This is a genomic window from uncultured Rothia sp., from assembly GCF_963544205.1.
GTDB lineage: Bacteria > Actinomycetota > Actinomycetes > Actinomycetales > Micrococcaceae > Rothia.
The window spans coordinates 1-25,939 of record NZ_CAUUDY010000019.1; the positions used below are offsets into that span (position 1 = coordinate 1).

Here is a 25,939-nt window from a genome sequence, read left to right on the forward strand (position 1 = left end):
CTGAAGACTCGTGGAGTTGACTGGTACTAATAGGCCGAAGGCTTACTTTTCAAGAAGTTTTGTGTTGTTTGCGTTCACTGTATGGTTTTTGGATAACAATCCAATAGGCAATAAAAAGAGCCCGCTTACGCGGGCTCTTTTGCTTTAACAGCTAAAGTTGGAAAAGGGGCAGACCCACGCGGGTCTGCCCCTTTTTGTACCCTCAGAACCCCATGAATCTACCGGGCCCTCCAGAGAGGAGCGCACTGGGATAGAGTAGAACCATGCAATACCCCATGTTTTCCCACGCACCCGAGCAAATCGATCAGCAGCAACAGGCTAATGAAGAACGGACTGCGGCACTCTACGTAGAGAGCACACTGGAGCCTCACGAAACCTGGGCGGCACTGACCGAATACATTCACCTCTGGTGGCCCAGGCAGCTCCTACAGAGCGAGGAAAGCCATATCGACCTCTCCACCGAGCTACTGCTCGAAGAGACCGCAGACGGGGATATTATTCCTGTCTCACGCATTATCCAATGCGAGAACGAAGACGTCCTCACCATCGCACCCTACCCGGGTACACGCCTGGGACGGCTCATGGGCGTAGCTGAAGAATCAGAAGAAAGCCTGAGCTTCATCCTGGATGCTCTAGCCCCGGAGACCGCAGAAGGACCGTTATCCCTGCTCGAAATCAGTAGCGGCACCTACACTGGTCTTGAAGACGAAGAACTGGGCATCTACGCGGCACAAGAAGAAGCAGCTGCCCTCCTCATGGGCGCATACAGCCGCTTTATCGGAGCTGAACTCCAGCGAGAAGAACTATAGGGGCCTTCGGATAAAAGAGGTTCTCAACCCCTGTAGAGTGGTATGTCATGAGCGCACAGGACCAGAACACCCCGTAGCAGAAGGACGCACGCCCCATCTGGGCGCGGCTGCGTACTAAAGCCACTACAGAAGCGGTGCAACCTCAGCATTACACCACTCAGCACTACAGCAAGGCTGACATGCTAAAGCAGAGCAATATCTGGTTCCGTAAACAGGGTGTGCCCCTCATCATTCCTGCACGTCAACGTGCTCTCGATGCGTTCCCACGCTCTGTACCGTGGATCCTGTGGGCTGGCATCATGCACATCTGCTATATCTTCTTGCGCGACATTCTCCTCCTCGTAGTAGAGGATGTGAAGGGTTCCCTACCGAACTACATCAAAGCTCTCACAAGCGATAGCGCCCTCAGTAACGAAGTACTCCCAGTGCTCGTACTCGGTGGGATTTTCCTCGTCATGCCGATAATCTCCGGTGTGTTCATTACTCTTGCCCACGTGCTGATGGTCCGCACTCCGAAGTGGGTTCAAATCACCACGGGTATTCTTACCGTACTTTTTGCCGGCATGCTCTTTGTCGCCAGTGTCTTTGAATCCAGCAGCCTCGACGGCCTCGACTTCGTCTACGACGGTTCCCAAGTATTCCCGCTCATCGTTGTGGGCATCTACCTCGCCATCTTCCTCGGCGTAGACACCATCCTAGGGTGGTCCTTCAAACATGCCATCCACCAGCTCGCCTCCCTGCCGCCCATGATCGCGAAAGTACTACCCGTACTCATGGTGTCTGTGCTCTTCATCTTCGTGAATGCAGACCTCTGGAAGCTCGCCAACGGGCTCAGCTTCCCGCGCACCTGGGCTGTTCTGTGGCTCATGGGACTCCTCGCCGTGTTCGTGGTCGTCACAACCTCCCTAGAGCGCACAGCGCGCCTTCTGGGACGCTCCAGAGGCGACGACGTTGCAAGCTTTAGCGACAACGACTACGAGCGCGCCGCGGCCCTCGAAGGAGGAATCTGGAACACCGTCCAAGACTGGGTCGAAGAGAAGAAAATCCTCGAACACCGACCCCTCAAAATCGCGTCCTGGGGCAACCTCATCATCATCCCCATGATTGGACAGATTATTCAGGCAACCTTCTTCATGCTGCTCGTCTTCGGGTTCTTCATGGGGTTCTCCTCCATCGCCATTAGCGACACCACCATCGAATCCTGGATGACCGTCAAACCCGAACACCTCAAAATCCTCGGCGTAGACACCAACATCAACGCCGTGGTCATCAAGGTGTCCATGATCGTTGCCGTGTTCTCCGGACTCAGCTTTGTCGCAACCACCAGTAGCGACGAAAAATACGCCCGAAGCTTCCTCAAGCCCATGATTGCGCGAATCAAGCACATCCTGGTTATTCGCGATATCTACCTGGGCCTGCTCACCATGCCTAAAAACGAGGTACTCATACCCCTCGAAGAGGAGAAGAGCGCGGAAAAGGAGACCGACAAGGCATAAAAGGGCTCCTCAGGGGGGTAAAGCTAGTGGGTCGACAGGTTCATCGTCAGCAGATTGAACACCAGGTACGCCATGAGAAGCGCCGTCGCCCCATCCAAAACACGCCACGCAGAAGGACGCGCAAAGAGCGGACGAAGCAGACGCGAACCATACCCGAGCATCAAAAACCAGATAACACTACCGCAGCAGCACCCCAGGTAATACCACCAACGGCCAGGATCGCCCTGGGCGTTCGCCAGTGAACCCAAAAGAATAGTCGTATCCAACCACGCCAGCGGATTCAAATACGTCACCGCCGCCGTGGTCAGCAGAGCCGCCTTCAAGGACTGAGAATCGCCCTCCGCATCATCCACCACAATGGAATGCGGGGTAAACACGCGCCGCCCAGCCTCAAAACCAAACCACGCCAAAAACGCCGCACCCACATAGCGGAACACCTCAATAAACCACGGCGCCGCATCCAGCAGAGCGCCCAGGCCCACCACGCCCAAGCCAATCATCAGAGCATCCGACAGAATGCAGAAAATAATGATCGGGGTAATATGCCGACCCGTAATGCCCTGACGCAGCACAAAAGTTCCCTGGGCACCAATAGCCGCCACCAAAGAAATCGTGGTGGTAGCACCCAGAAACAGCAGGGACAGGGAGGTGGGCATGGTGAAACTTTCTATGCGGGTCAAACGGGGCACGGGCTTCGCGGATATGCGGGTGGTGGCTCCTCTAATACCAGCTTGCCAGGCAAAAGCATGCGACACAGAGATTATCGCCCCGATAGCTAGAGTGTGAAGCGCCAGAGACGAGAATACGGGAAAACAAACCCTAAATCTATCTAAATATTTTCACACTGCGTAAGATATTCTTATGACACGTTTCAGTACCGACCAGCTCACCACCTTCGCCACCGTTATCGAATACGGCACCTTCGACGCGGCGGCAGACATCCTGCGAGTGAGCCCCTCCGCCATCTCCCAGCGCATCAAAGCCATGGAACAGATTGCCGGAAAGGTCCTGCTACGCCGAAGCAACCCCGTCACCCCCACCGACGCCGGACAAAGCGTGCTGCGTATCGCCCGTCAGAGTGAGTTTCTGCAGCAAGAAATGGAACGCGAACTCATGGGCGCCGGTGGCTTTCAGAGCGTCTCCGTGGCGGTCAATGCCGACTCGCTCGCCACCTGGTTCATCGACGCCGTCGGAACTCTCAGTCGCGAAGACAGCATCTTCTGCGACCTGCGACGAGAAGGTGAATTCCACTCCTCCGCCATGCTCCGATCCGGAGAAGTCATGGCAGTCATCACTTCCAAACCCGAAAAAATCCCCGGCTGCTCCGTCGAAACCCTCGGAGTGGCACGCTACTGGTGCGTCGCAACTCCCGACTACGTACAGCGATACCTACCCGGCTGGCCCAAGCGCGTAAGCCGCGAAGAGCTCAACCGCGCCCCCGTCGTCGAATACGACCGCAAAGACTTTGTGCAGGATGTAGCGCGAGCCCTCATCGAACAAGAAGTAGGTCTGGAGGCTGAAGAAACCTTTACCCAAAGCCCCACCATCTACATTCCATCCTCCCCGGACTATGCGCGCGCCGTTAGTGCCGGTATCGCCTGGGGTCTCATTCCCGAAGCGCAATGCGCCGAAGAGCTCGCAAATGGGCACCTCGTGAAGCTCGCCGCAACCCCCGTAGAATTCCCCCTCTACTGGCAGCGCTGGAACATCAACTCGCCCGTTATGGAGACCGTAACTCGCCGCGTCCACGAAGCGGCACGAGGCGATCTGATCTACTAGAAGAGGATGGCTCCGTGAGCTTTATAGAACGCCACCAGGTGGCTCTCTATCTCGCCTCCATGGTCGTGGGAGTTGCCTGCGCGGGGCTAAGCGGATGGAGTCAAGCCTCCGAACAGCTCGTGCCCTACGTGCTCGGCGCGCTCCTGTGGACCAACTTTGCCCTGATGCCCCTAACCGGTATGGGCGCCGGTCAGCATAAGAAGCTCACTCGCACGGTGGTACTGGTTGCCGCTTTAGGGACTCCACTTCTGGTTGCACCGCTGGTCTCCTTCTTCATCCCTGAGGGTGGCCCCGTTGCTCTAGCCGCGGTGATTGTTTTGCTGGCTCCATGCGTGGATTACGTTGTGGTTTTTGCATGTATTGCTGGAGGGGAATATCGCGGTTTGCTGGCGGCAACGCCCTACCTGTTTGGTTCCCAAATCATTTCTATTCCAGCCTGGACTAGTGCGTATGCATATATAGGAATATTAGATATTGGGGTGATGGGAGAAATATTCCCCCTCCCCGCTGAAAGCTACCTCAGCCTGGCACCGCTCATCGTGCCCCTAGTAGCCGTCTACCTCGCGCAACGCTGGTCAACCCGCTCACCGCAGCGCCAACAAGCCTATGAACGAGTACGCACCATAAGCGATGCCGCGATGATTCCCCTCATGTGCCTGCTCCTTGCTCTCATGTGCTCCGCCTACACCCCGGCGGTGCTCAACCAGGCACAGCTTATTCCCCGACTCGCCGGACTCTACCTCACCTACGCAATCCTTGCAGGAGGCACCGCATGGTGCCTCAGTAAGGTGATGAGCCGACCGGAACGCGTCTCCGTAACCTTCAGTGCTGTCACCCGCAACGCCCTCATCATCTACCCCGTCGTCGCGCTCTGCGCACAACGCCTGGCACACAACGGGAACCCCGAAGCGAGCCTTATGGGCGCCACCGTACTCACCCAAACCCTCACCGAGCTGCTCATCATGGTCGCCATGACCGCAATCTTCCGAGTAAGAACAAAGACAGGTAACGCGGAGGCGCTCTAACTCCAGCCCTGCCAAACAGGCAAAACGTACAGAGAGGCGGCCGCCCCACACGGGACGACCGCCTCTCTATAAGCTCTAAGGCCTAAACCCTAATGCCTAAGTCTTAACGCCAGCGAGTCATCATCAGCATGCTCACCATCATGGCGCCCACACCAACACTCACATTCCACATACCCAAATCAGGAATCGGGAACAGGCCCTGCGTAATGTAGAAAACAATAATCCACAGAATGCCCACCGCCAACAGCGAGAACATAATCACGCGGTACCACAACGGAGTCTGCTCCTTCAGCTGCGTGCCGCTCTCCATCTCACGAGCAATCTCACGCAGACGCAGCTCGCTCGCATCCTCCACCTCAGACTTAGCAGACTTCTGAGACTTCTTCTTGGACGATGCCTTAGCCGAGTTGGTCGACATACTTCCTCCGCTTATTGTTGTATGGGTAACCTAAAAATATATGTTCACACCTATCTTTGCAGACTTACGGGATGATTTCACCTTCTCCCCGCGTTGAAAGATAAGGAACGCCACCCGGCGCCCAAGAACATACACAACCCAAAGGACAAAGGAGAACGCATGAGTCAAGGAACGGCACCCACCGCAGAGCGCCGGCCCCGCACCGTGCTGCACTGGATTATCCAGATTACAGGCGAACTCCTTATCACCATCGGCCTACTGCTACTGCTCTTCGTCGCATGGCAGCTCTGGTGGACCAACATCGACGCCGACCGCACCCAATCCCAAGCCGTCAGCACCCTCGTCCAGGAATTCGACTCCAACCCCGCCGAACCCCTCCCCGACTGGGATCCCAACACTCCGCCCGCCGGTCTGAGCGAACCCGGCCACGGTGAAGTCTTCGGCGTCGTCTACATCCCCAAGTTCGGATCCGACTACCAGCGCCCCGCCACCCAAGGCACCAGCTCCGACGTGCTCGATTCCCTCGGACTCGGCCACTACGAAGGAAGCGCCATGCCCGGACAGGTCGGCAACTTCTCCCTCGCAGGCCACCGCCAAACCCGAGGTAAAGTCCTCAACGACATCGACCTGCTCACCGAAGGCGACCACATCTACGTGCGAACCAAAGACGGCTACTACACCTACACCGTCTACAGCCACGAAATCGTGCAACCCGACCAGGTAGAAGTCATCGAACCCGTCCCCGGACAGCCCGGCGTAGCACCCACCGAGCGCCTCCTGACGCTCACCACCTGCCACCCGCGCTACGGCGACACCGAACGATACATCGTCCACGCCCGCTTCGAATCGTGGCGGCCCGCAGCAGCCGGAGCACCCGCAGAAATTGCCGCCTCCGTCGCAAAGTCCTAAAGCAGAGAGGAAAAGCAGATGTACGCATGGATTTTCCGTCACCTCCCCGGCCCCCTGTGGGTTCGCATCATCATCGCCATTGTGCTGATACTCGCCGTAGTCTACCTGCTCATGGAATTCGTCTTCCCCCACTTCGCAGAGTACGGCCCCTTCAACCTGAACGTCACCATCAACCATTAGCGCTAAGGACCTGCCATGACCCGCATCCTTGTCATTGACAACTACGACAGCTTCGTCTTCACCCTCGTCGGCTACATCCAGCAGCTCGGCGCTGAAACCACCGTCATCCGTAACGACGAATACGACCTCGACACCGTCATCAAGCTTGCCGAAGAACACGACGGCGTGCTCGTCTCCCCGGGCCCCGGCGCCCCCGCAGAAGCGGGCGTCATCATTGACACCATCCGTTGGGCAGCCGAAGCGAAGAAGCCTCTACTGGGCGTATGCCTCGGCCACCAGGCCATCGCGGAGGCATTCGGCGGCACCGTCACTCACGCCCCCGAACTCATGCACGGCAAGACCTCCCGCCTCGTGCACGAGAACGTCTCCGTGTTCAAAGACGTACCCTGCCCCTTCACCGCGACCCGCTACCACTCGCTGGCAGTCGTACCCGAAACCATGCCCGAGGTCCTGGAAACCACCTCCACCACCGACAGCGGCATCATTATGGGTCTACGCCACCGCGAAGCCCCCATGCACGGCGTGCAGTTCCACCCCGAATCGGTCCTGACCGAAAGCGGATACCTCATGCTCGGCAACTGGCTCGAAGAAACCGGCCTGCAGGGAGCCGCAGAGCGCGCTAAGAGCCTCTCGCCCCTCATGGCTTAGTATCTTTTAGCTTTAGACGCCCTCAACGGCTTATATTGCCTCCAGAAGCCCCGCAGCAGACACACTACAGGGCAACTGGAGGCGATAACTCTACCCGCACACTTCCTAACCCGAACCCAGGTACATAGAAAGGGGCGGCGCCCCACACCGTTTGGTGTGGAGCGCCGCCCCTTTTACTAGCCGCTAGAACCCCTTAGCGGGCATTAGCGTTAGCATTATTTGCGTTGTTCGCATTGGCATTCGTGTTAGTACCCTGAATCGTACGGGTACCCGCAGCAGTGGACGCAGCCGGTGCCGGAGTAGCGGTAGCGGTAGAACGCTGCTGGTTATTCGCTGCCGCAGGCTGAGTAGCCGCAGTAGTCGGCTGGGTAGCGGTAGAACGCTGCTGGTTAGTGGTTGCAGCAGAATTCTGGTTACCGGTCGACGCCGCCGGCTGAGTAGCCGCAGTAGTCGGCGCGGTCGTCTGAGTCGGAGTAGCAGCCACACGAATCGTCACAGTGCTGTTCTGAGCCACCAGAGTACCCGCCGCAGAGCTCTGCGAAAGCACAGTGCCCGCAGGACGCTCATTAGTCTGAACGGTCTCAATGTTGGTGTTCAGCAGAACATCCTGAGCAGTCAGAGCAGCAATTGCCTGATCCTTGGTCAGACCCACCAGCGAGGGGACCTTCACCTTACCGGAGGACAGGACGATGTTCACGGTGCTACCAGCCTCAACGGTCTGAGCACCCTTATCATCGGTCGAGCCCTTCTCAGGGGACAGCTCCACAACCATACCCGCAGGAATAGAAGCGCTCTCCACAGTGGAGACGCGGCCATCCACCAGACCAAGATCCTTCAGAGCGTTACGGACATACGCCTCACTCTGACCCTGCAGGTTATCCGGCAACTTGACCTTCTCCGGACCGCTAGAAACAGTCACGGTCACAGTCGAACCCTTGTTAACCTTTGAACCGACACCCGGGTCAACGCTGATAACGTCGCCCTTCTTGATGTTGTCAGAGTAAGCCGTGCGGTACTCCACCACGAAGCCTCGGTTACGCAGCTGGTTATCGGCATCATCACGGGAAACATTCACCACAGCCGGAACCGGAACCTGCGGAACCTCATTGAGCTTGTTCTGGTAGTACAGAACCGAGCCGACACTGAAAACCAGCAGAGCCGCAATCAGAGTACCCACGAGGAAACGAACCCACGCACGCTTACGCGGCGAAGACTCATCGTACTCCGCGTACTCCTCATCATCGTACAGTTCCTCATCGTCTTCGTACTCGAAGAAGCCGTTGAGGCCGCCGTCCTCCACCGAAGCCTCAGTAATCGAGGTGGTGTACGGAGCGTAATCCTCACCCAAGGAAGCGGTAGTCGCCGAAGGTACAAACGCAGTAGTCATCGCTGCATCCTGAACTACGGTCTCTTCACCCGGGCGAACAACCGACACCAAAGCCTGAGCGAACTCAGCAGCACTCTGATAACGCTCATCCGGGTTCTTCGCCAGACCCTTCAGAATCACAGCATCCAGACCCGCCGGAACCTCAAGCGGAGTGAACTTGCTCGGAGGCTCAGGAGTGTCAGAGAGGTGCTTAGCCGCCAGATCAACATTCGACTCAGCGTCAAACGGAGAACGACCAGCAATCATCTCGTAAATCACGCACGCAGCAGAGTACAGGTCACTACGGGCATCAACATCCTTGCCGCTGACCTGCTCCGGAGACATGTAGCGTGCGCTACCCATCACCACGTTAGCCTTGGTCAGCGCCTCGCCAGCTTCCTCAATGGCACGGGAAATACCGAAATCCATGACCTTAATCTGGCCCGGCTGACCCTTAGCAATGTCCTCGCTAGTACGCTCCAGCACCATAATATTCGCCGGCTTAATGTCGCGGTGAATAATGCCCATCGAGTGGCTGTACTGCAAAGCACCCAGCAGCTGCTCGGAATAACCCAAAGCATCACGGACCGGCAGATGGCCGCCACGAGACAGAATGGAACGCAGAGTATGACCCTCCACGTACTCCATCACAATATAAGGAATAGCGGTGCCCTCTTCCGAAGAAGACTCCTCACCATCCTGCGAGGGGTTATACGAACCGGTGTCATAGACAGCAACAATCGCAGGATTGTTCAGAGACGCCACAGCCTCCGCCTCACGCTTAAAGCGTGCGCGGAACGTATCGTCCTGGGCCTGCTCCGGGCGCAGAATCTTAAGCGCAACCTTGCGGCCGAGGCGAGTATCCTCAGCAGCATAAACGGTTGCCATCGCACCGGTACCGATTACCTCGAGTACCTTGTAACGGTTATCAACCGTGTCGGGAACCGACAGGTCCATAAGTTCTCCTGGATTACTAAGACTAAAACTAAATCAAAACGTAGGGGCTATCGCGCCGATGCGGAAGCAGAAGCCGACGCAGACCGTGAAGCGGAAGTACTTGCACTTGATCCCCTACCCGAACTGGAAGAGGCCACATACATGTCTACATTACTACCAACCGTGACCTTGGTGCCAGATGAGGGAGTAGTACGAAGCACCGTACCGGGGGCCGCAGTGTCCGAATTCTCATAATGCAGAGAAACATTCACACCCAGAGCGGCAACAGCCTTCGACGCCTCATCAACGTTCTTACCCTCAAGGTTCGACGGCAAAGTCACCGACTTCGGACCGGTCGAATAGCGAACAGTCACGCTATTACCCTGCTCCAAAGTACCCGTCGGAGAAACCGAAATCACCGTGTTCTCCGGCTGAGTCGACTCAACACCCTCAGTCTTGGGTGACAAGCCAAGGTTCTTCAGCTCGTTCACCGCATCCTGCAGCTCTCGACCCTCATAGTTAATCGCGTTGACGGTCACCTTCTGCTTTGCGGCACGAGCAGAAGCAGACTCAGTCGGCTCCACCGTAGAAACGGTACCCGTGTTCGTCGGAACAGCAGACGAAGAAGCGCTCGGAACCGAATCAGTCGAACCGCCACCATTATTAGAGGAGAGGACCGTCCAAATACCGCCAGCAATCAGCACGATAGCCAGAAGCAGAGCAACCCACATCCACACGTTTGGGCCGCGCTTCGCCGCAGGAGCAGGAGTAGACTTCACACGGCCCGACACAGGACGCATCGTCTGCTCACTAGTGCGAGGAATCGGTGCCGTCGTCGGCTCCGGCGAGAAACGACCACCAGAACCAAAACGCGGAGTAGCAGAAGCACTAATCGGCTCCGCCGCGACATCCATCGCGGTCATCGCAACAGTCGCGTCGTCAGCGTTCTCCTCAGCCAAGAACTGAGCCAAAGAAGGAACAGCCTTCACCGCAGCCTTCAGATCGCGGCGACGAATCGCATCTACAGCAGACGCCAGAGCGGTCGCATCCTTAGGACGCTGAGCCGGGTCCTTAGCCAACAAGCACATAATCAGCGCGCGAGCAGCAGCCGGAATGGTCTCCGGAAGAGGCGGCGGCGGATCATTCACCTGAGCCAAAGCAATCGCAATCTGCGACTCACCCGTAAACGGACGACGACCCACCAGGCACTCATAACCAATAATTCCCAACGAGTACATATCCGAAGACGCGGTAGCCGCCTGACCGGTTGCCTGCTCCGGCGCCAAATACTGGGCGGTACCCATCACCTGGCCGGTAGCCGTCAACGGCACCTGATTAGCCAAACGAGCAATACCGAAATCAGTCACCTTCACGCGATCATCCGGGGTGATGATAAGGTTACCCGGCTTCACGTCACGATGCACCAGACCCTGCGAATGAGCCGCAGCCAACGCGCGAGCAGTCTGAGCAATGAAGTTCAGAACACGGTCCGGAGGCAGGGTAGTCTCGTGCTCAATGATGCTAGAGAGCGGATTGCCCGGCACCAGCTCCATGACCAGGTACGCGGAGTTGTCCTCCTCGCCGTAGTCGAAAACATTCGCTACGCCGGGGTGGTTCAACAGCGCCGTATTACGGGCTTCAGCGCGGAAACGCTCCAAGAAGCCCGGGTCACCGGTGTACTCCTCCTTGAGGATCTTGACCGCAACGATGCGCCCAAGCACCTTGTCGCGAGCTTTCCACACCTCGCCCATACCGCCAATCGCGATACGTTCAGTTAGGGTGTAGCGCCCGCCCAAAGTGATATCAGCCGCAGGCCTCACTTGTTCAACACCGCCTCAAAGAGTTGCTTACTAGTACTGGTTGCCAACTGGGCACCGGTCGCCACGTCAATATCCTCATAAACCACAGCAATCGCAATCTGAGGATCATCAGCCGGCGCGAAACCGGTAAACCAAGAATTATTCAAACCTGCCGTGGTCTCCGCGGTACCGGTCTTACCCGCCACCTTCACACCGGAGACACCAGCATTACGTGCAATACCATTATCAACCGCGTTCACCATCCACTGCTTCACCTGGTTAGCAATTTCAGGGCTAGTGGACGTACGCAGCTTCTCAGGAGAGAACTCCTGCAAAGTGCTCAGGTTGCTGGTCTTCACCGAACGAATCAGGTTCGGCTTCATCTGCACGCCGCCATTCGCAATCGCCGCAGAAGTCATCGCCACCTGCAGCGGAGTGGTCTTCACGTCGTACTGACCAATCGCCGACTGAGCCAGCTGGCTCTGCGTCAGATTCGACGGGAAAGTCGACTTAGAAACCGTCAAAGGAATCTTCAAATCCTGGCCGTAACCAAAATTCTCAGCGGTCTTCGCGATACGCTCCTGACCCAAATCCATCGCAATCTGCGCAAACGGCGTATTGCAGGACTGAGCCAAAGCCCACTCAATCGTCGCCTGAGTACGGGTCGAACACTGACCGCCCGTATAGTTCGGCAGGCTGATGTTCGTGCCCGGCAGCGGCAACTGCGCGGGGTTCGCAATGACCGAAGATGCGTTGTACTTGCCGGACTCCAGCGCCGCCACCGCATCAATAATCTTGAAGGGCGAACCCGGCGAATAGGTGTTACCCGCAATCGCACGGTTAAACAGAGGGTTGTCCTCGTCAGAAGTCAGCGCCTGGTAATTCGCCAAAACCGAAGAGCTCGTATGAGCCGACAGAAGATTCGGATCATAGGACGGCGAAGAAGCCATCGCCAAAATCTCGCCGGTCTTCGGGTTCAACGCCACCACAGCACCCTTACGGCCCTGCAATGCGTTGTAGGCAATATCCTGAAGCTTCGAATTGATCGTCAGTTCCACGCTAGCTCCCTGCGCAGAAGAGCCACTGAACAGCTGCGCCACACGGTCGTAGAACTGGCTATCACTCGTGCCGGCAAGCTCCTTATCCATAGCAGCTTCCAAACCGGTTGCGCCATAAATCGTGGAGAAGTAACCCGTCAGAGCCGCATACTTCAGCGGGTGGTGATACACGCGCTGGTAGTTGTACTCATCATCGGACTTCACCGACGAAGCAATCTCCGTACCATCAACCACGATCGAACCACGCGCCGAACCGTAATTATCGTAGAGAGCTCGCGAATTCCACTGATTATTCATCAGCGTCTTCGAATCGAAGAACTGAATATAGCTGAGGGTACCCATCAGCAGGACAAACACGCACGCGGCAGACATCCACATGCGGCGAATAGCCCTATCCATTCTTCTCACCTCCAGAATCCTTAGCCGTAATACGCGCCAGAACGCTAGTAGCACCCTCCGGCTCGTAGCTAGTGTCTGCATGGTCAATACCCTGCGGAGCATCATAACCAGCCACCAGGTGAGGTGCGCGGGCACTATGAGAAATAGACAACCACAGCGCCACAATAATCCAGTTAGCCACCAACGAGGAACCACCGGCAGACATGAAAGGAGTCGTCAGACCAGTCAGCGGAATCAGGCGAGTCACACCACCAATCACCACAAACAGCTGCAGAACCATGACCGTAGACAGGCCGGCAGCCAGCAGCTTACCGAAACCATCACGAGTACCCAACGCCGCACGGTAACCGCGCGAAACCAGGAGCATGAACATCATCAGGATCGCACCCAGACCCACCAGGCCCAGCTCCTCACCCAACGAGGAGATGATCATATCCGAATTAGCGTACGGGACGAGGTTCGCGCGGCCCTGACCCCAACCGCGGCCAAAAAGACCGCCGTAAGCCAGACCAAAAACGCCCTGCAGAATCTGACCCGAACCACCAGGAGATGCCTGGTAAATCTCCGGATCAAAAGCATGCACCCACGCATAAATACGGGCATGCACGTGCGAGACATAGTGGTACGCGAAATAGCCACCCACAGCCATACCGACACCCGCAACCACCAGCCACGAAATACGACCGGTCGACAGGTAGAGCATCGCCATGAACAGGCCAAAGAACATAATTGCCGAGCCAAGGTCCTTCTGGAACACCAGAACACCCAGGCTCACAATCCACGCCAAGAACACCGGCGCCAAATCACGCAGACGCGGCAGGTTGATAGGACCGATGCGGCGGCCAGCCACCAGAATCAGGTCACGGTGCGTTGCCAAATAGCCGGCGAAGAAAATCGCCAAAGTAATCTTCGCGACCTCACCCGGCTGGAACGTACGGTTACCGATATGAATCCAAATACGAGCACCATTGAGCTCCATACCCAGACCCGGAACCAGTGGCATGATGAGCAGAATCATCGACAGCACCAAGGAGGTGTACGTGACCTTACGGAGCAGGCGGTAATCCCTGAGCACGAACACAATAATTGCGCACAGCACCATAGACACGCCGGTCCACATGAGCTGACCATCACCCACCGGAGCCGCAATCTGCGGATCCAGACGATAAATCATGGTCAAACCAATACCGTTCAGAGCCACCACCAGCGGCAGAATAAACGGATCAGCGTAACGGGCACGGAACTGCATGACCAAGTGAATCAGAAGAGCACCGGCACCCAGCACCACCGTGCACGGCAGCCACTGGCTCTTTGACGTATCAAAAGCGTGCTCCGGATCAATCAGGTACATGCCGAAGGAGCTGATACCCACCGCCAAAACCAGCAGGAAAAGCTCCGTGAAACGGCGTGCACGAGGCGCATCCGACTCACGACGGAACGAGAACTTAGCCATTGTTCTCACCGCCCTGTGCCGCAGGTGCGGAGGAAGCTGTGGCCAGCTCAGGAGCCGGGGACGCCGAATCAGAACCCGGTGCCTCAGAGTTAGGAGCCTCACGAGGCGCTTCAGGGCTCGGTGATGCAGAAGCGGAAGCTGAAGCCGAAGCGGAAGCTGAAGCCGAAGCGGAGGCAGCGGCCTGCTCAGCCTTCTCACGCGTCTGATCCGCCTGAGTCTTCAAGCGAGACACAATCTGATGCGCATCATCCAGGTCCTTCGCCGTAATCGCATTACGCAACAAAGAACGAGTATGATCGCTCAGCTCACTCGTAGGAATATCGGTATTCTCCACCACATGAGAAAGACGAATCGGACCCAACGCATGCGGAATACCGTTGTACACCGCCACCGTGCCGTCACTCTCACCCACGTAGTAGCTACGCTCCACATAGCGCAGACCGGTCCACGCACCCAACGTCAAAACAGCCGCGACCAGCAGAGCAATGAACAAGCGAATCGACCAAGACCGCGGACGCGAACGCTCCACAGTATCCTCAGCGATCAGCTCCTCCAACTCAGCCGGCAGAGCCGCCTCATCAGACTCAACCTTCAAAGGCACACGCTGAGCCACCGTCGCACGGTGCTCCAGGGTACGAGAAGTCACCGCCGGAATCATGCCGGTCTCAGTAGCCACCGAAGCGGCACCAACTAGCTGATGCGGGCGGGAACCCAACTCACTACGCAAAATCGCAGCGTTCGTAAGAGCCGCATCCACGGCGTTATCGTACGTACCGATATGGTGACGCACCGCCCCAGAACCGCTATGCAACAGGGTTCCAGAGAAGTCACGAGCACGACGGAAACGGCGCAACGACCGACGACGAGACTCCTCAGAGTCCTCATCATGGTGCGCACCCAAAATAGCCTCAGCAGCCTCAGCCGTGGCAGCAACCTCGGGAAGCTTCTGAGTATTCGTGCTGACCTCCTGCTCCGCCACAATCGAATCAGGTAGGGCAGACTCAGGCAGGCTCGAAGGACCCACCGGCTCATCCACCGGCAGAACCTCACGGTCAATCACCTGCAGGGACACAACCGTCACGTTATCCGGAGCGCCACGCTCCAACGTCATCGCAATCAGAGTGTCAGCAATCTCAGACAGGTCATCGGTAGAACGCATCACCTGCTCAATCTCCGCCAGGGACACCACAGCATCCAAACCGTCCGAAGAGAGCACCCAGCGCTCGCCGGGAACAGCGTCCAGAGTCTTCAACTCCAGCTCAGGGGAGGCGTCAACATCACCCAGAACGCGCATAATCACGTTCTTATGCGGGTGGTTCTCCGCCTCCTGCGGGGTAATACGACCCTCATTGAGCAGGCGCTGCACAAACGTATGGTCAGTAGAAATCTGCTCAAACTCGCCATCAGCGCCCGGACGCAGACGATACGCACGCGAGTCGCCAATATGGGCGAACTCAATGCAATCACCATCAATCAGCAGGGCAGTACAGGTCGTACCCATACCCGCCAACTGCGGATCATTCGCCGCCAGCTCATTAATAATCAGATTCGCACTCTGAATCTCATCAGCCAGATAAACGCTACCGGTACCATCCTCAAAGTCAGGGTGGTCAAGCGGAGTCAGATTCAGAACCGTCGTAGCCGACGCGACATCGCCGCCCACGTGACCGCCCATGCCGTCAGCAACGACAGCAAGGAAACGACCACCGTAGCCGGAGTCATCATTTTTCGAGCGTTTCAGACCCGTATCAGAGCGGGCCTCAAAACGAAAAGCAATCTTCATACACTAGCCCCTCAACTGCATGGTGGTACCGCCAACGCGGAAATCATCACCGGGCTCAATCGGGGTCGCACGAGTCAGACGCTCGCCATTGACGAACGTACCATTAGTAGAATTCAAATCCTCCAGGAACCAACGGGAACCCTGAGGGAACAGGCGCGCATGACGGCCCGAGGCGTAATCATCCTGCAGAGACACCTCAATGTCATTAGCGCGGCCAATAGTAATCGGGTGATCACCCAGCTGCATCATGGCTCCAGCCTGCGCACCCGCAGTAATCACAAGCTGCGAAGGGCGAGTCGGCGGAGGCGCAATATGGGTAGCCTCCGGAACAGCATCAACCGGCGCCGCACGATAGTTCTTACCCAAACCAAGGTCACGGCGAGCAGCCGAAACCACCAGGAAAACAAAGAACCAGATGAGCGCCAGAAAAGCGTAACGAAGGATAGTAACAGTCAGTTCGGACGCCATTAACGGGCACCTCCGGTCGAACTATGGAAAATGATGCGGGTATTACCCATGCGAAGCAGCGAACCGTTCGCCAGCACCACGGGCGCACGCAAAGGCACCCCATTAATCAGCGTGCCATTAGTAGAACCCATATCGGAGGCGACCACCGCACCACCCTGCATCGAAAGCTGCAGGTGACGGCGAGAAACGCCCTTATCATCCAGGCGAAGATCAGCATCAGAACCGCGGCCCAGCACAAACGGCAGACGATCCACCGGGTGCATGCGACCCTCAATCTCCAAGAAGAAACGGGGAGCACCCGCCGCAGGGGACGGTACCGGCATGTTCAAGCGAGGTGCAGGAGCCTGCTGAGGCGCAGGCTGAACAGGAGGAGCCGGCTGAACAGGAGGGGCCGGCTGGGCTGCAGGCTTCGTAATGCGGGTCGGCAAAGAAGACTCACGCGGCGGACGCACCGGCGCATAGTTAGTGGCACCGCGCAGAGACGACGGGGACGCCGGAGCCTCCGGCACAGAGAACGGCTCGAAGGTCGCAACAACCTCAAACTCGCCCTCAGAGAGAGAATCAAGAACGTTGAACGTCACGCGAACTGCACCAATCAGGGTGTAACCCTGCGCGCGGGCGTGCGAAATCGCCAAATCGCACAGCTCAACAGCGAACGGGTTGCCCCACTCGCGTACGCGGGGGAAATCAACCGGCGCAAAACGGAGAGTATAGACATTAGGAGCCATAGTGCGGCCACTGCCGTCCACGTAGGACTCGTCATCCATCATGATGCGGACGCGGTTAGCGACATCCGCCTTCGCAAAGGTGCCGAAGCCCTTGGAAAGGCCGACAGTGCGACCGATGCCTTGCTCCAGCTTGCCCAGCTTGTCGAAAAACTTCATGCCGCCTCCTTCTCAACGACCATTCCGAGCAACAGACCGCGCAAACGGTCTTTATCCGAAAGGCTCAGTTTAACGAGCGTGTCTGTGCGTTAGCTGTGTGTCCTGTGAATGAACACACCCGATTCTATTTTAGGTGATGCACTCGCCATCGCTCTGGAACCCCGTCATTTAGCGGGGAAATGGTTATGGATATGAAAAAATCCCCGGTTCTTTCGAACCGGGGATCGTTGGTGCGCGAGGGGGGAGTTGAACCCCCACGCCCTCACGGGCACACGGACCTGAACCGTGCGCGTCTGCCTATTCCGCCACTCGCGCATGTGTCTTACGGTGTATCACCGCAGGCAACACATAAAACTATACGGACTGCATGCGGTGCTGTCCAATTGAGAGAGTGTGACCTTCGTTACTTGCCTTGTTGCTTGCTTTGTTACTTGGAGGTGGTGGAAGGAACAGAAACGGCCTCCGAGACACTATGAAGCGCTATTGGACACCCCGCCGGTAGTAGCTGTATCGGAAGCCGCCGCATCGGAAGCAATCGCACCGGACTCGGCCGCAGAACCCCGCTCCCGCGCCGTACGCTCGTGTTCAGCACGTTCCCGGTCAATACGCTCCAAACGCGCACGCAACAACCACGTCACCGGACCCACATACGGCAGGCACAACACCAGCAGAAGCCACTTCAACTTCTGCACCTCAGAAAAATACGGATTCCGGTGAATCGTCACCAAGCACAGCAACGCCAACGCAATACCAGCCAGAAACACGACCGTGACCACCAGCTCCAGTACAGCATTCCAATCCATGAGCCCTCCTAACATCCTTCCTAAGCATACAGACCCCGCAGAACACACAGACTTCAGGAAGCCCCTCACAGTCGCCCCCGGCGCGTAAAAGGGCCCGCCCCGCACACAGCAGGACGGACCCTCCACAAAAGCCATACACGGTACTCTTACGCCAGGCTTACAAACTAGCGGCCAACCTTCTTGGCCTTCTTCGCAGCACGACGCTCAGCAGTCTTCGCATCATACTCAGCCCAGAACTCACGGGTAGTCACCTCATCGGTGCCATCCCACGCCGCAAGATTCTTCAACTCAGGCATATCCGAAGCCTTGAAAATCGGCTCCAAACCAGCCTTACGCTGAGCCTCATAGTTCTTCAACACCGCAACAACCTGCGGAGTCATCAACAGAACCGCCGTCAAGTTCACAATCACCATGCCGGCATTCAACATATCCGCGGTAGTCCACACCAGATCCAGCGAAGAAATCGCGCCGAAGAACACGAACACCAGAACCAGCGCACGGAAAATAGTCATCGGCAGCTTACGCTCAGTCACGAAACGCATGTTCGACTCGCCGTAGTAGTAGTTACCAATCACAGTCGAGAACGCAAACATGAAAATAGCGATAGTCAGGAAGTGAACCGCCCAGTCACCCAGCTGCATCGCCAAAGCCGACTGAGTCAGCGACGCACCGCGCGAACGATCACCATAGGTCGGATTCGACAGCAGAACAATAAACGCGGTCACAGTACACGCCATCATCGTGTCAAAGTAAACACCCAGAGTCTGCACATAACCCTGCTTAGCCGGGTGAGAAATAGTAGCGGTCGCACCAGCGTTCGGAGCAGTACCCATACCCGCCTCGTTAGTCAGTAGGCCACGCTTCATACCCCAAATCACGGCACCCATGGTACCGCCAGTCACGAACTCCTTAATGCCGAAAGCACCCTGGAAAATCATCAGCAGCATATTCGGAACCTCAGAGATGTTCAGCAGAACAACCAGCAGACCCAGCAGCAGATACAGCACCGCCATAATCGGCACCAGCCACTCAGTCACCGAAGAAATCGCGCGAATACCACCGAAAATAATAGCCGCAGTCAGCGCCACCATAATTAGACCAATAGTGATGCGGAAGCCCATCGAGTTAGTACCCGAAACATCAATGTTGAACGAGTTCGCCGCAGCATCCACCACAGCATTTGTCTGAACCGCCACAAACACAAACGCATAAGTGATCACAATGAACGCCACGAAGATGTAACCCATCCAACGAGCATTCAGGCCGCGCTTCATGTAGTACGCCGGACCACCAATATAGGAATCCTTACCGCGCTCCTTGTACAGCTGACCCAGAAGGGACTCCGCAAAAGCGGACGCCGCACCAACAGCAGCAATAACCCACATCCAGAACACAGCCCCCGGGCCGCCCATAGCAATCGCCAAAGCAACACCCGCAACAGTACCGGTACCCACACGAGAAGCAGCCGAAACAGTAAACGCACGGAACGAAGAAATGCTCTTCTTGCCGTCAGCCTCACGAGCAACCGGGTCACCCAGGACACGAACCATTTCCTTAATGGAACGCCACTGCACACCGCGAGTACGAATCGTAATGTACAGACCAGCAGCAATCAGAGCGTAGTAGAGGAAGTTACTCCACATCCAGTTCTGCACAGCATCCACGGAGGAAGTCAGCCCCGCAGTCTGCTCATTAATGTCCCCGATGATATTCAGAAGAAAATCCACTCGGTACTCCAATCTTGAAAGCAAAAAGCCCGCACGCTCAAACCCGGAAGACGGAGAACATGTGGGCTACATTGCTGGGTGGTGCGGACTCACGCCGCGTAACGGAGGGGTATATGCTCCGTATGATTAGTCACCCCATTGTGTCGGGTGCAACCCCCGCTAGGCAACTTAAAAAGGGGCGCAACGCAAAATGTAACGAATACTTAATATACGGGCAGAGTAAATATAAGATCCCGTACGGGTTCCACCAACACTAGCGGGGCGGGCACGAAAAGCCCGGCGCAAGGCATAAAACCTCGCACCGGGCTTAGCAAATAAACGGGGGTTCGCAAATAAACGAGGGTTCTGGCCGGGGCTATGAACGCTCAGGCTTCACAAACGGGAACGACAACACCCCACGAATCTGCGTCTGAGTCAACAGCATCACCAAACGGTCCACACCCAGACCCAAACCACCCGTCGGTGGCATACCCGTCTCCAAGGCGTACAGGAAATCCTCATCCACCTCCATCGCCTCCAGGTCGCCCGAAGCCGCCTTCAACGACTGCTCCGTCAGACGCTCACGCTGCACCAGCGGATCCGCCAACTCGGAATACGCACAGCCCATCTCCATGCCATTGATCACCAAATCCCAGCGCTCTGCCAAACCCGGAACACTACGATGCGGCGCCGCAAGCGGACTCGTCTCCGCCGGGAAATCCGTATAGAACGTCGGCTCCACCGTATGCGCCTCAACCAGCTCACCATACAGCTCCTCAACGATGGCGCCCGGACCCATACCCTCATGAACACGCACACCGTGCTGCTGCGCCAGAGCTAGCAGCTCCTCAAAATCCGTCTGCACATCCACGCGGCGACCCAGCGCCTCCGACAGAGCATCACACACCGACACCACACGCCACGGACCCGACACATCAGACACCGTGCGCTCACTCGACGCCTTATGACCCAGCGGCAAAGACACCGAACCAAACACCGCCTGCGCGGCATCCTTAATCAGACGCTCCGTCAACTCACGCATCTGCACATAATCCGCATACGGGCGATACGCCTCAAGCACCGTGAACTCGGGGTTGTGGGTTGCGTCCGCACCCTCATTACGGAAATCACGACCCAACTCATACACCGGACCGCTACCGCCCACCACCAGACGCTTCAGATACAGCTCCGGCGCAATACGCAGCGTCAAATCCTCACCGTACGCATTGATATACGTGCGGAACGGGCGCGCGCTCGCACCACCGTGCACCGTATGCAGAATCGGGGTCTCCACCTCAAGGAACCCCTCCGCATCCAGGCGGGCACGCAGCGCCTTAATCACCGCCGTGCGCAGGCGCAGATTCTGCATCTGATCCGGATGCACCAACAGGTCCGTGGAGCGGCGACGCAGACGCGCCTCCGGGTCGGTAAACGAATCAAAGGGGATGGGGTGCAGGCTCTTCGACGCCATGCGCCACGAGGAAGCAATCAACGAAGGGGTGCCGTTGCGGCTCGCCCCGTAAGTACCCTGCACAGTGATGATGTCACCGGTGTCCAGGTCGCGGGAGGCAAGGCTCAGTAGGTGCTCGCCCACCAGGGCTCGTTCCATGACGACCTGCAGGGTTTCGCCGCCTTCAATCAGGGTTGCGAAGAGGACTCCACCATGGTTGCGAAGCGCGCGAATACGCCCCGAAACCATAAATTCTGAATTAGGAATATTTTCAGAAGAGAATATACGCAGAGCATCCTTCACGCCTAGAATAGGCGCACTATTACTGCGTATCTCACCACCCAGCGGATACGGCTCCATACCCGCCGAACGCAGCGCCTCCAAATGACGCAGACGATGCTGAGTCTGATCACTACGCGACACATCAGGAAGCTCTTCTACAGCAGATACCTGCAACTGGCGAAGAGTCTCCAACTCATCGGCAGAAAGAACCTGCTCCTGATCCTGCAAACGGCGAGCCGACAGATTCGGCAAAAAGCCCTCCGCCATACCCGCAGCAACCACCACATTCACCATCGCCAAAGTCGGCTCCGTCGCCAAAAAACGAGGAACCCAAAGCGGGGCAAACTTCAGATTGAAACGATACAGACGGCGCAACTGCAGAAAACGATCCAGCACGCCCAAAGAGCGGGAAGCGAAACGGTTCCATGCCGAAGCGCCCACCTGATCGGCAGCCTCAAAAATATGGCCAAACATCGCAAAATTCAGCGACACCCGACGCACACCCAGCGACGCCGCCTGCTCCATCAGCGACGCAACCATAAACTCCACCACACCATTAGGTGCCTCGGGAGAGCGGCGCATAACGTCCAGAGACAGGCCGGTCGGACCCCACGGAACAAACGACAGCAGAGCCACCATCTGACCAGCCTCATCATGAGCCGACACCAGAACAGACGAAGAATCCGCCGGATCATTCACACGGTTCAGAGCCATCGAGAAGCCGCGCTCCACACGCCCATGACGCCACGCCGAAATATTCTCTGCAACCTGCTGACGCTGCTGCTCATCCAGCTCCGCAAAGCGACGCATCTGCGCCGTGTACCCGCCGCGACGCACACGCTGAACCGCCTGACGCACCGGTAGCATCGACGTGTCATTGAGCGTGAAACGGTCCGCCTCTAGGACCGCCTCCTCACCCATCTGAATAATCGACAGACCCGCACGGTTGTAGGCGCGGGCGCCCGCCTCGCTCACGCTCAGAGCCGCAGGAACCCAGCCGTAGCTGCGCGCCTGCAACATCCACTGCTCAATCGCGGCATCCCACGAATCCGGGTCACCCACCGGGTCACTCGACGCCAAACACACCGAACCAACCGAACGGTACGTAATCGCCGCCCTCTGATCCGGAGAGAAAACCACCTGCTTATCGCGACGCGTCGCGAAATAGGAGAGCGAATCATTGGCACCGTACTGCTGCAGCAGGGCGCGAATCTTCAATTCCTTCTCGCCGGTCCACGCGTCCGGGGCGCGGTAACCGCGCGCCAACAGGTACAGTGCCGCAACCAGCGAAGCACCGTAGCCAAAAGACGCCAAGAAACCCACTACATCGGCAGCCCACACGCCAGGATGGGTACGCTCAATACCCATGCCGTGCATCAGCAGCTCCCACGGGGTGATGGAACGCAGCGGCTCCCACACACCAATACGGCACAGGTACCAGAGCACCAGCGTAGTCAGCAGAATACCGCCAGCCGCCGTTGCAGCCGCACCCGCCCACGAGAGGCGACCAATACGCGCCGGGAACGCCGAACGAATCGAGAAGAGGAACGGCACCAGCACGCACGCAAACACGATGGAGAGCGTATCGACCGTCGAGGAGAAAATACGGTCCTTATGCATGATTCCCTCAGGGAACACCAGCGTGAAGGCGCTATGGGTCGCAAGTAGCGCACCCAGCACCTGAAAAACGATGGCGGCAATGAGGGCAGCGCGCTTGCGCACAATCAGCCCGGAAACCATCACAATCATCGTGATGGCGCTGGGCAGCGTGTGCGTGGAGGGAATATTCAGCAGGTCGGCGGTGACTTCCCACCAAGTGAAGCCGCGACCGTGCCGCAGAGGAGAAATAATCCACGCGAACGTGGTCAGAAGCGCGGCAAAAGAATACACCCCGATCACCACGCGTGCTGATATCTCTGCATACCTTGAGGGAGGCGCGGGCGCCTGCCCTGTTCGTGCTGTACGGCGACGTGAGGTAGTGCGGTGAGACATCATTATCAGCGGAGGATCGGGGTGTAGGAAGGTACTAGACCTTAGGAGTTCTTGCTAGGCTTCAGCCTTCGGGTCACGGTAGGTGCCCTCGAAGATATCGGGGATGCCGTTGTCGTCAGCGTCCACGCTTTCCTTCTCAGCCAGGGCACGGTAGTGCTTGTTACGGCGAGACAGGATAGCCGCACCCACAGCGGCAGCCAGAACAGAGCCGAAAAGAATTGCAATCTTGGCATCTTCGGTGTGCGGAGAGCCGTGCGGGAAGGACAGCTCAGCCACCAGCAGGGACACGGTGAAGCCGATACCGCCGGTTGCAGCCAGGCCGACCACGTCAATCCAGGCGACGTCCGGGTCGAGGTTAGCGTTCTTGAAGCGGGTCACGAGCCAGGTGGTACCGAAAATACCGATGGTCTTACCGGCAACCAGCGCAACCATAATGCCGACCGCTACAGAGTCGGTGAGGGCGCGTCCGAGGCCTTCAAAGCCGCCTACAGCCACACCCGCGCTGAAGAACGCGAAGATGGGCACGCAGATGCCGGTAGAGAGGGGGCGGAAGCGGTGCTCCAGCACCTCTGCCAGGCCGTGCTCTGCGTGCGCTGCCTCGGAGCGTGCGGTCATCTTCACGGGCACCAGGAAGCCGAGAACCACACCGGAAATAGTGGCGTGAATACCGGATTCGAGGAAGAGCGCCCAGGTGATGATGCCCAGGGGCAGCAGCAGAACCCATGCGGCGAGAGGCTTCAGGTGCAGCATGGTCTCGCCTCGGTACGCGATGAACGCGAACAGGGCGAGGGGAATCAGCGCGAAGAGCAGGTACTCGCCATGGAAGTTATTGGTATAGAAAATCGCGATAATGCAGATTGCGATGAGGTCGTCGACCACAGCCAGGGTCAGTAGGAAGACGCGCATTGCCGAGGGGAGGAAAGTACCCACGGCAGCAAGAACGGACACCGCAAACGCAATATCGGTTGCGGTGGGGATAGCCCAACCGTGCAGAGCGGTGGGGCTGGTGAAGTTCAGTGCCGTGTAGATAATTGCAGGCACCGCAACACCACCGAAGGCAGCCGCAATCGGCACAATAGCGGTGGAGGGCGACTTGAGGTCACCAATCACGAATTCCTTCTTCAGCTCCAGGCCGGTGAGGAAGAAGAAAACGACGAGCAGACCGTCTGCCGCCCAGGTGCCGATGCTCATCTGCAGGTGGTTGAAACCGGGGATGACCGGGCCAACAACGGTGTCTCGCAGACCAAAGTAGAAGCTGGAGGCGGGGGTGTTGGCGAGTACTACTGCCAGCACCGTCGCAATCAGAAGCACGGTACCGCCGACGGATTCGGCACGCAGAATGTCGGCTACGCGGCGTGAGTTGCTATAGGAGCCGCGGCTGAGGGTATCTGGGTTGGTGTGAGTCATTCTCTCCTCTTTCTGCCGCGCTATTATGCGGCATCTAAGGCTTTTAAGTTTACTCTGCGCTGTATGAGTATTCGAGTACCCGCTGGCGGCTTTTAGCTCCTGGACGGTGCATTGTGGTGAGTTTTCAGGTGTTAAATGCATAAACGTTCCGCCCTCGCCGCGGTGTGCGGGGAGGGCGGAACGTTAAATATTCTGCAGGTATTCTGCGGGTTCGACTAGGGGCCTAGTCGCACGAATATGAGATTATGCGCCTGCGATTGCGGGTGCGCCGGACTCCTGACCGTGGTCGTCGCCCAGCTCGCGTGCAACGTAGTTCTCCAGGTCGAAGAGGTTGCCGTTTGCGCGCTTTACAACGGTTACGAGGGTCTCCATGGTTGCAACTTCCTCAACCTGTTCCTTCAGGAACCAGAGGATGAACTGCTCGCCCAGTGCGTAGTTCTCAGCGCGTGCTGCGGAGAACAGTGCCTCGATCTGGCCGGTGACAACCTTCTCTTGTGCCAGGGACATGTCAACGATTTCCTGGACGTTCTCGAAGTCGTTCTTGACGGCGGGAACAGCGGGGATCTCGACCTTGTGGCCGCGGTCCAGCTTGTACTGAACCATCATGAGTGCGTGCTCGCGCTCCTCGAGGGACTGGCGGTAGAAGAACTTAGCCAGCTGGGGCAGGTCTTCGCCGTCGAGCCAGATAGCCATGGACAGGTACTGGTGAGATGCTGCGAACTCGTGGCCGATCTGCTCGTTCAGAAGGTCGTAGAAAGACTTAGACATTGTGGTTTCTCCTTATATGGTGATTGCTTCGTAGGCGCCGGATGGCGCGGTGCAACCTGTTGGTATTTATCGTACGGTGTGCAGTGGGTCGTGTACAGAGAGAAAAGGCTAATCGGTGGGG

21 protein-coding genes and 1 tRNA gene are annotated in these 25,939 nt (G+C 57.4%); 7 read left to right on the forward strand and 15 right to left on the reverse strand.

Annotation, left to right across the window (positions count from 1 at the left end; genetic code table 11):
- Positions 1 to 275: 275 nt before the first annotated feature.
- Complete coding sequence (locus RWZ58_RS08050; protein ID WP_314658282.1) at positions 276 to 809, forward strand: GTPase; 534 nt, start codon at positions 276 to 278, stop codon at positions 807 to 809.
- Between the two features lie 455 nt (positions 810 to 1,264).
- Entirely contained in the window at positions 1,265 to 2,305 is a 1,041-nt protein-coding gene (locus RWZ58_RS08055; protein ID WP_314658283.1) for a D-mannonate dehydratase, read from the forward strand.
- A 23-nt stretch (positions 2,306 to 2,328) separates the two neighbouring features.
- Here RWZ58_RS08055 and RWZ58_RS08060 read toward each other — a convergent pair whose 3' ends face one another.
- Entirely contained in the window at positions 2,329 to 2,961 is a 633-nt protein-coding gene (locus tag RWZ58_RS08060) for a LysE/ArgO family amino acid transporter (RefSeq protein WP_314658284.1), read from the reverse strand.
- Between the two features lie 205 nt (positions 2,962 to 3,166).
- On the opposite strand from RWZ58_RS08060, the gene RWZ58_RS08065 reads away from it, so the two are divergent.
- The gene (locus RWZ58_RS08065) at positions 3,167 to 4,084 is read left to right on the forward strand and encodes a LysR family transcriptional regulator ArgP (RefSeq protein WP_314658285.1); all 918 of its coding nucleotides are present in this window, start codon (positions 3,167 to 3,169) and stop codon (positions 4,082 to 4,084) included.
- A gap of 14 nt (positions 4,085 to 4,098) precedes the next feature.
- Complete coding sequence (locus RWZ58_RS08070) at positions 4,099 to 5,109, forward strand: hypothetical protein (protein ID WP_314658286.1); 1,011 nt, start codon at positions 4,099 to 4,101, stop codon at positions 5,107 to 5,109.
- Positions 5,110 to 5,212: 103 nt separating this feature from the next.
- On the opposite strand, the gene RWZ58_RS08075 is transcribed toward RWZ58_RS08070, so the two are convergent.
- Positions 5,213 to 5,527: a cell division protein CrgA gene (locus tag RWZ58_RS08075; protein ID WP_005507388.1), complete on the reverse strand. Its 315-nt coding sequence runs from the start codon at positions 5,525 to 5,527 to the stop codon at positions 5,213 to 5,215.
- A gap of 159 nt (positions 5,528 to 5,686) precedes the next feature.
- Between RWZ58_RS08075 and RWZ58_RS08080 the strand changes: the two genes are divergently transcribed.
- From RWZ58_RS08080 to RWZ58_RS08090, 3 genes are read left to right on the forward strand one after another with little or no spacing between them, the layout of a single operon-like run.
- On the forward strand, positions 5,687 to 6,436 hold the full coding sequence (locus RWZ58_RS08080; protein WP_314658287.1) for a class E sortase: 750 nt from the start codon (positions 5,687 to 5,689) through the stop codon (positions 6,434 to 6,436).
- An 18-nt stretch (positions 6,437 to 6,454) separates the two neighbouring features.
- A complete protein-coding gene (locus tag RWZ58_RS08085) occupies positions 6,455 to 6,616 on the forward strand; it encodes a hypothetical protein (RefSeq protein ID WP_005507386.1) in 162 nt (53 codons plus the stop codon).
- A gap of 15 nt (positions 6,617 to 6,631) precedes the next feature.
- On the forward strand, positions 6,632 to 7,264 hold the full coding sequence (locus tag RWZ58_RS08090; RefSeq protein WP_304193897.1) for an aminodeoxychorismate/anthranilate synthase component II: 633 nt from the start codon (positions 6,632 to 6,634) through the stop codon (positions 7,262 to 7,264).
- Between the two features lie 193 nt (positions 7,265 to 7,457).
- Here RWZ58_RS08090 and pknB read toward each other — a convergent pair whose 3' ends face one another.
- The 13 genes from pknB to RWZ58_RS08155 all read right to left on the reverse strand — a co-directional run bounded on the left by pknB (position 7,458) and on the right by RWZ58_RS08155 (position 25,818).
- Entirely contained in the window at positions 7,458 to 9,587 is a 2,130-nt protein-coding gene (pknB, locus tag RWZ58_RS08095) for a Stk1 family PASTA domain-containing Ser/Thr kinase (RefSeq protein WP_314658289.1), read from the reverse strand.
- 47 nt (positions 9,588 to 9,634) lie between these two features.
- Entirely contained in the window at positions 9,635 to 11,386 is a 1,752-nt protein-coding gene (locus tag RWZ58_RS08100; RefSeq protein ID WP_304193463.1) for a protein kinase domain-containing protein, read from the reverse strand.
- Positions 11,383 to 12,822 carry a penicillin-binding protein 2 gene (locus tag RWZ58_RS08105; RefSeq protein WP_314658290.1) on the reverse strand — a complete coding sequence of 480 codons (1,440 nt, stop codon included), beginning with the start codon at positions 12,820 to 12,822 and terminating at the stop codon, positions 11,383 to 11,385. The genes RWZ58_RS08100 and RWZ58_RS08105 overlap by 4 nt, the downstream gene beginning before the upstream one ends.
- Positions 12,815 to 14,275, reverse strand: a complete 1,461-nt coding sequence (locus tag RWZ58_RS08110) for an FtsW/RodA/SpoVE family cell cycle protein (RefSeq protein ID WP_314658291.1) — start codon at positions 14,273 to 14,275, stop codon at positions 12,815 to 12,817. Before RWZ58_RS08110 ends, RWZ58_RS08105 begins: the two co-directional genes overlap by 8 nt.
- Positions 14,268 to 16,058 (reverse strand): protein phosphatase 2C domain-containing protein, encoded by a 1,791-nt coding sequence (locus RWZ58_RS08115; protein ID WP_314658292.1) that lies wholly within the window; start codon positions 16,056 to 16,058, stop codon positions 14,268 to 14,270. The genes RWZ58_RS08110 and RWZ58_RS08115 overlap by 8 nt, the downstream gene beginning before the upstream one ends.
- A gap of 3 nt (positions 16,059 to 16,061) precedes the next feature.
- On the reverse strand, positions 16,062 to 16,526 hold the full coding sequence (locus RWZ58_RS08120) for an FHA domain-containing protein (RefSeq protein WP_005507379.1): 465 nt from the start codon (positions 16,524 to 16,526) through the stop codon (positions 16,062 to 16,064).
- On the reverse strand, positions 16,526 to 17,410 hold the full coding sequence (locus tag RWZ58_RS08125; protein WP_314658293.1) for a DUF3662 and FHA domain-containing protein: 885 nt from the start codon (positions 17,408 to 17,410) through the stop codon (positions 16,526 to 16,528). The genes RWZ58_RS08120 and RWZ58_RS08125 overlap by 1 nt, the downstream gene beginning before the upstream one ends.
- Positions 17,411 to 17,638: 228 nt before the next feature.
- A tRNA-Leu gene (locus tag RWZ58_RS08130) sits at positions 17,639 to 17,725 on the reverse strand.
- A 155-nt stretch (positions 17,726 to 17,880) separates the two neighbouring features.
- Positions 17,881 to 18,213, reverse strand: a complete 333-nt coding sequence (locus RWZ58_RS08135) for a PLDc N-terminal domain-containing protein (protein ID WP_314658294.1) — start codon at positions 18,211 to 18,213, stop codon at positions 17,881 to 17,883.
- 164 nt (positions 18,214 to 18,377) lie between these two features.
- Positions 18,378 to 19,940 carry an alanine/glycine:cation symporter family protein gene (locus RWZ58_RS08140; protein WP_314658295.1) on the reverse strand — a complete coding sequence of 521 codons (1,563 nt, stop codon included), beginning with the start codon at positions 19,938 to 19,940 and terminating at the stop codon, positions 18,378 to 18,380.
- A gap of 355 nt (positions 19,941 to 20,295) precedes the next feature.
- A complete protein-coding gene (gene lysX / locus RWZ58_RS08145; RefSeq protein ID WP_314658296.1) occupies positions 20,296 to 23,646 on the reverse strand; it encodes a bifunctional lysylphosphatidylglycerol synthetase/lysine--tRNA ligase LysX in 3,351 nt (1,116 codons plus the stop codon).
- A gap of 51 nt (positions 23,647 to 23,697) precedes the next feature.
- Positions 23,698 to 25,050, reverse strand: coding sequence for a Na+/H+ antiporter NhaA (gene nhaA, locus RWZ58_RS08150; RefSeq protein ID WP_314658297.1), 1,353 nt, complete (start codon positions 25,048 to 25,050; stop codon positions 23,698 to 23,700).
- Between the two features lie 243 nt (positions 25,051 to 25,293).
- The gene (locus RWZ58_RS08155; RefSeq protein ID WP_049333759.1) at positions 25,294 to 25,818 is read right to left on the reverse strand and encodes a ferritin; all 525 of its coding nucleotides are present in this window, start codon (positions 25,816 to 25,818) and stop codon (positions 25,294 to 25,296) included.
- Positions 25,819 to 25,939 lie beyond the last annotated feature (121 nt).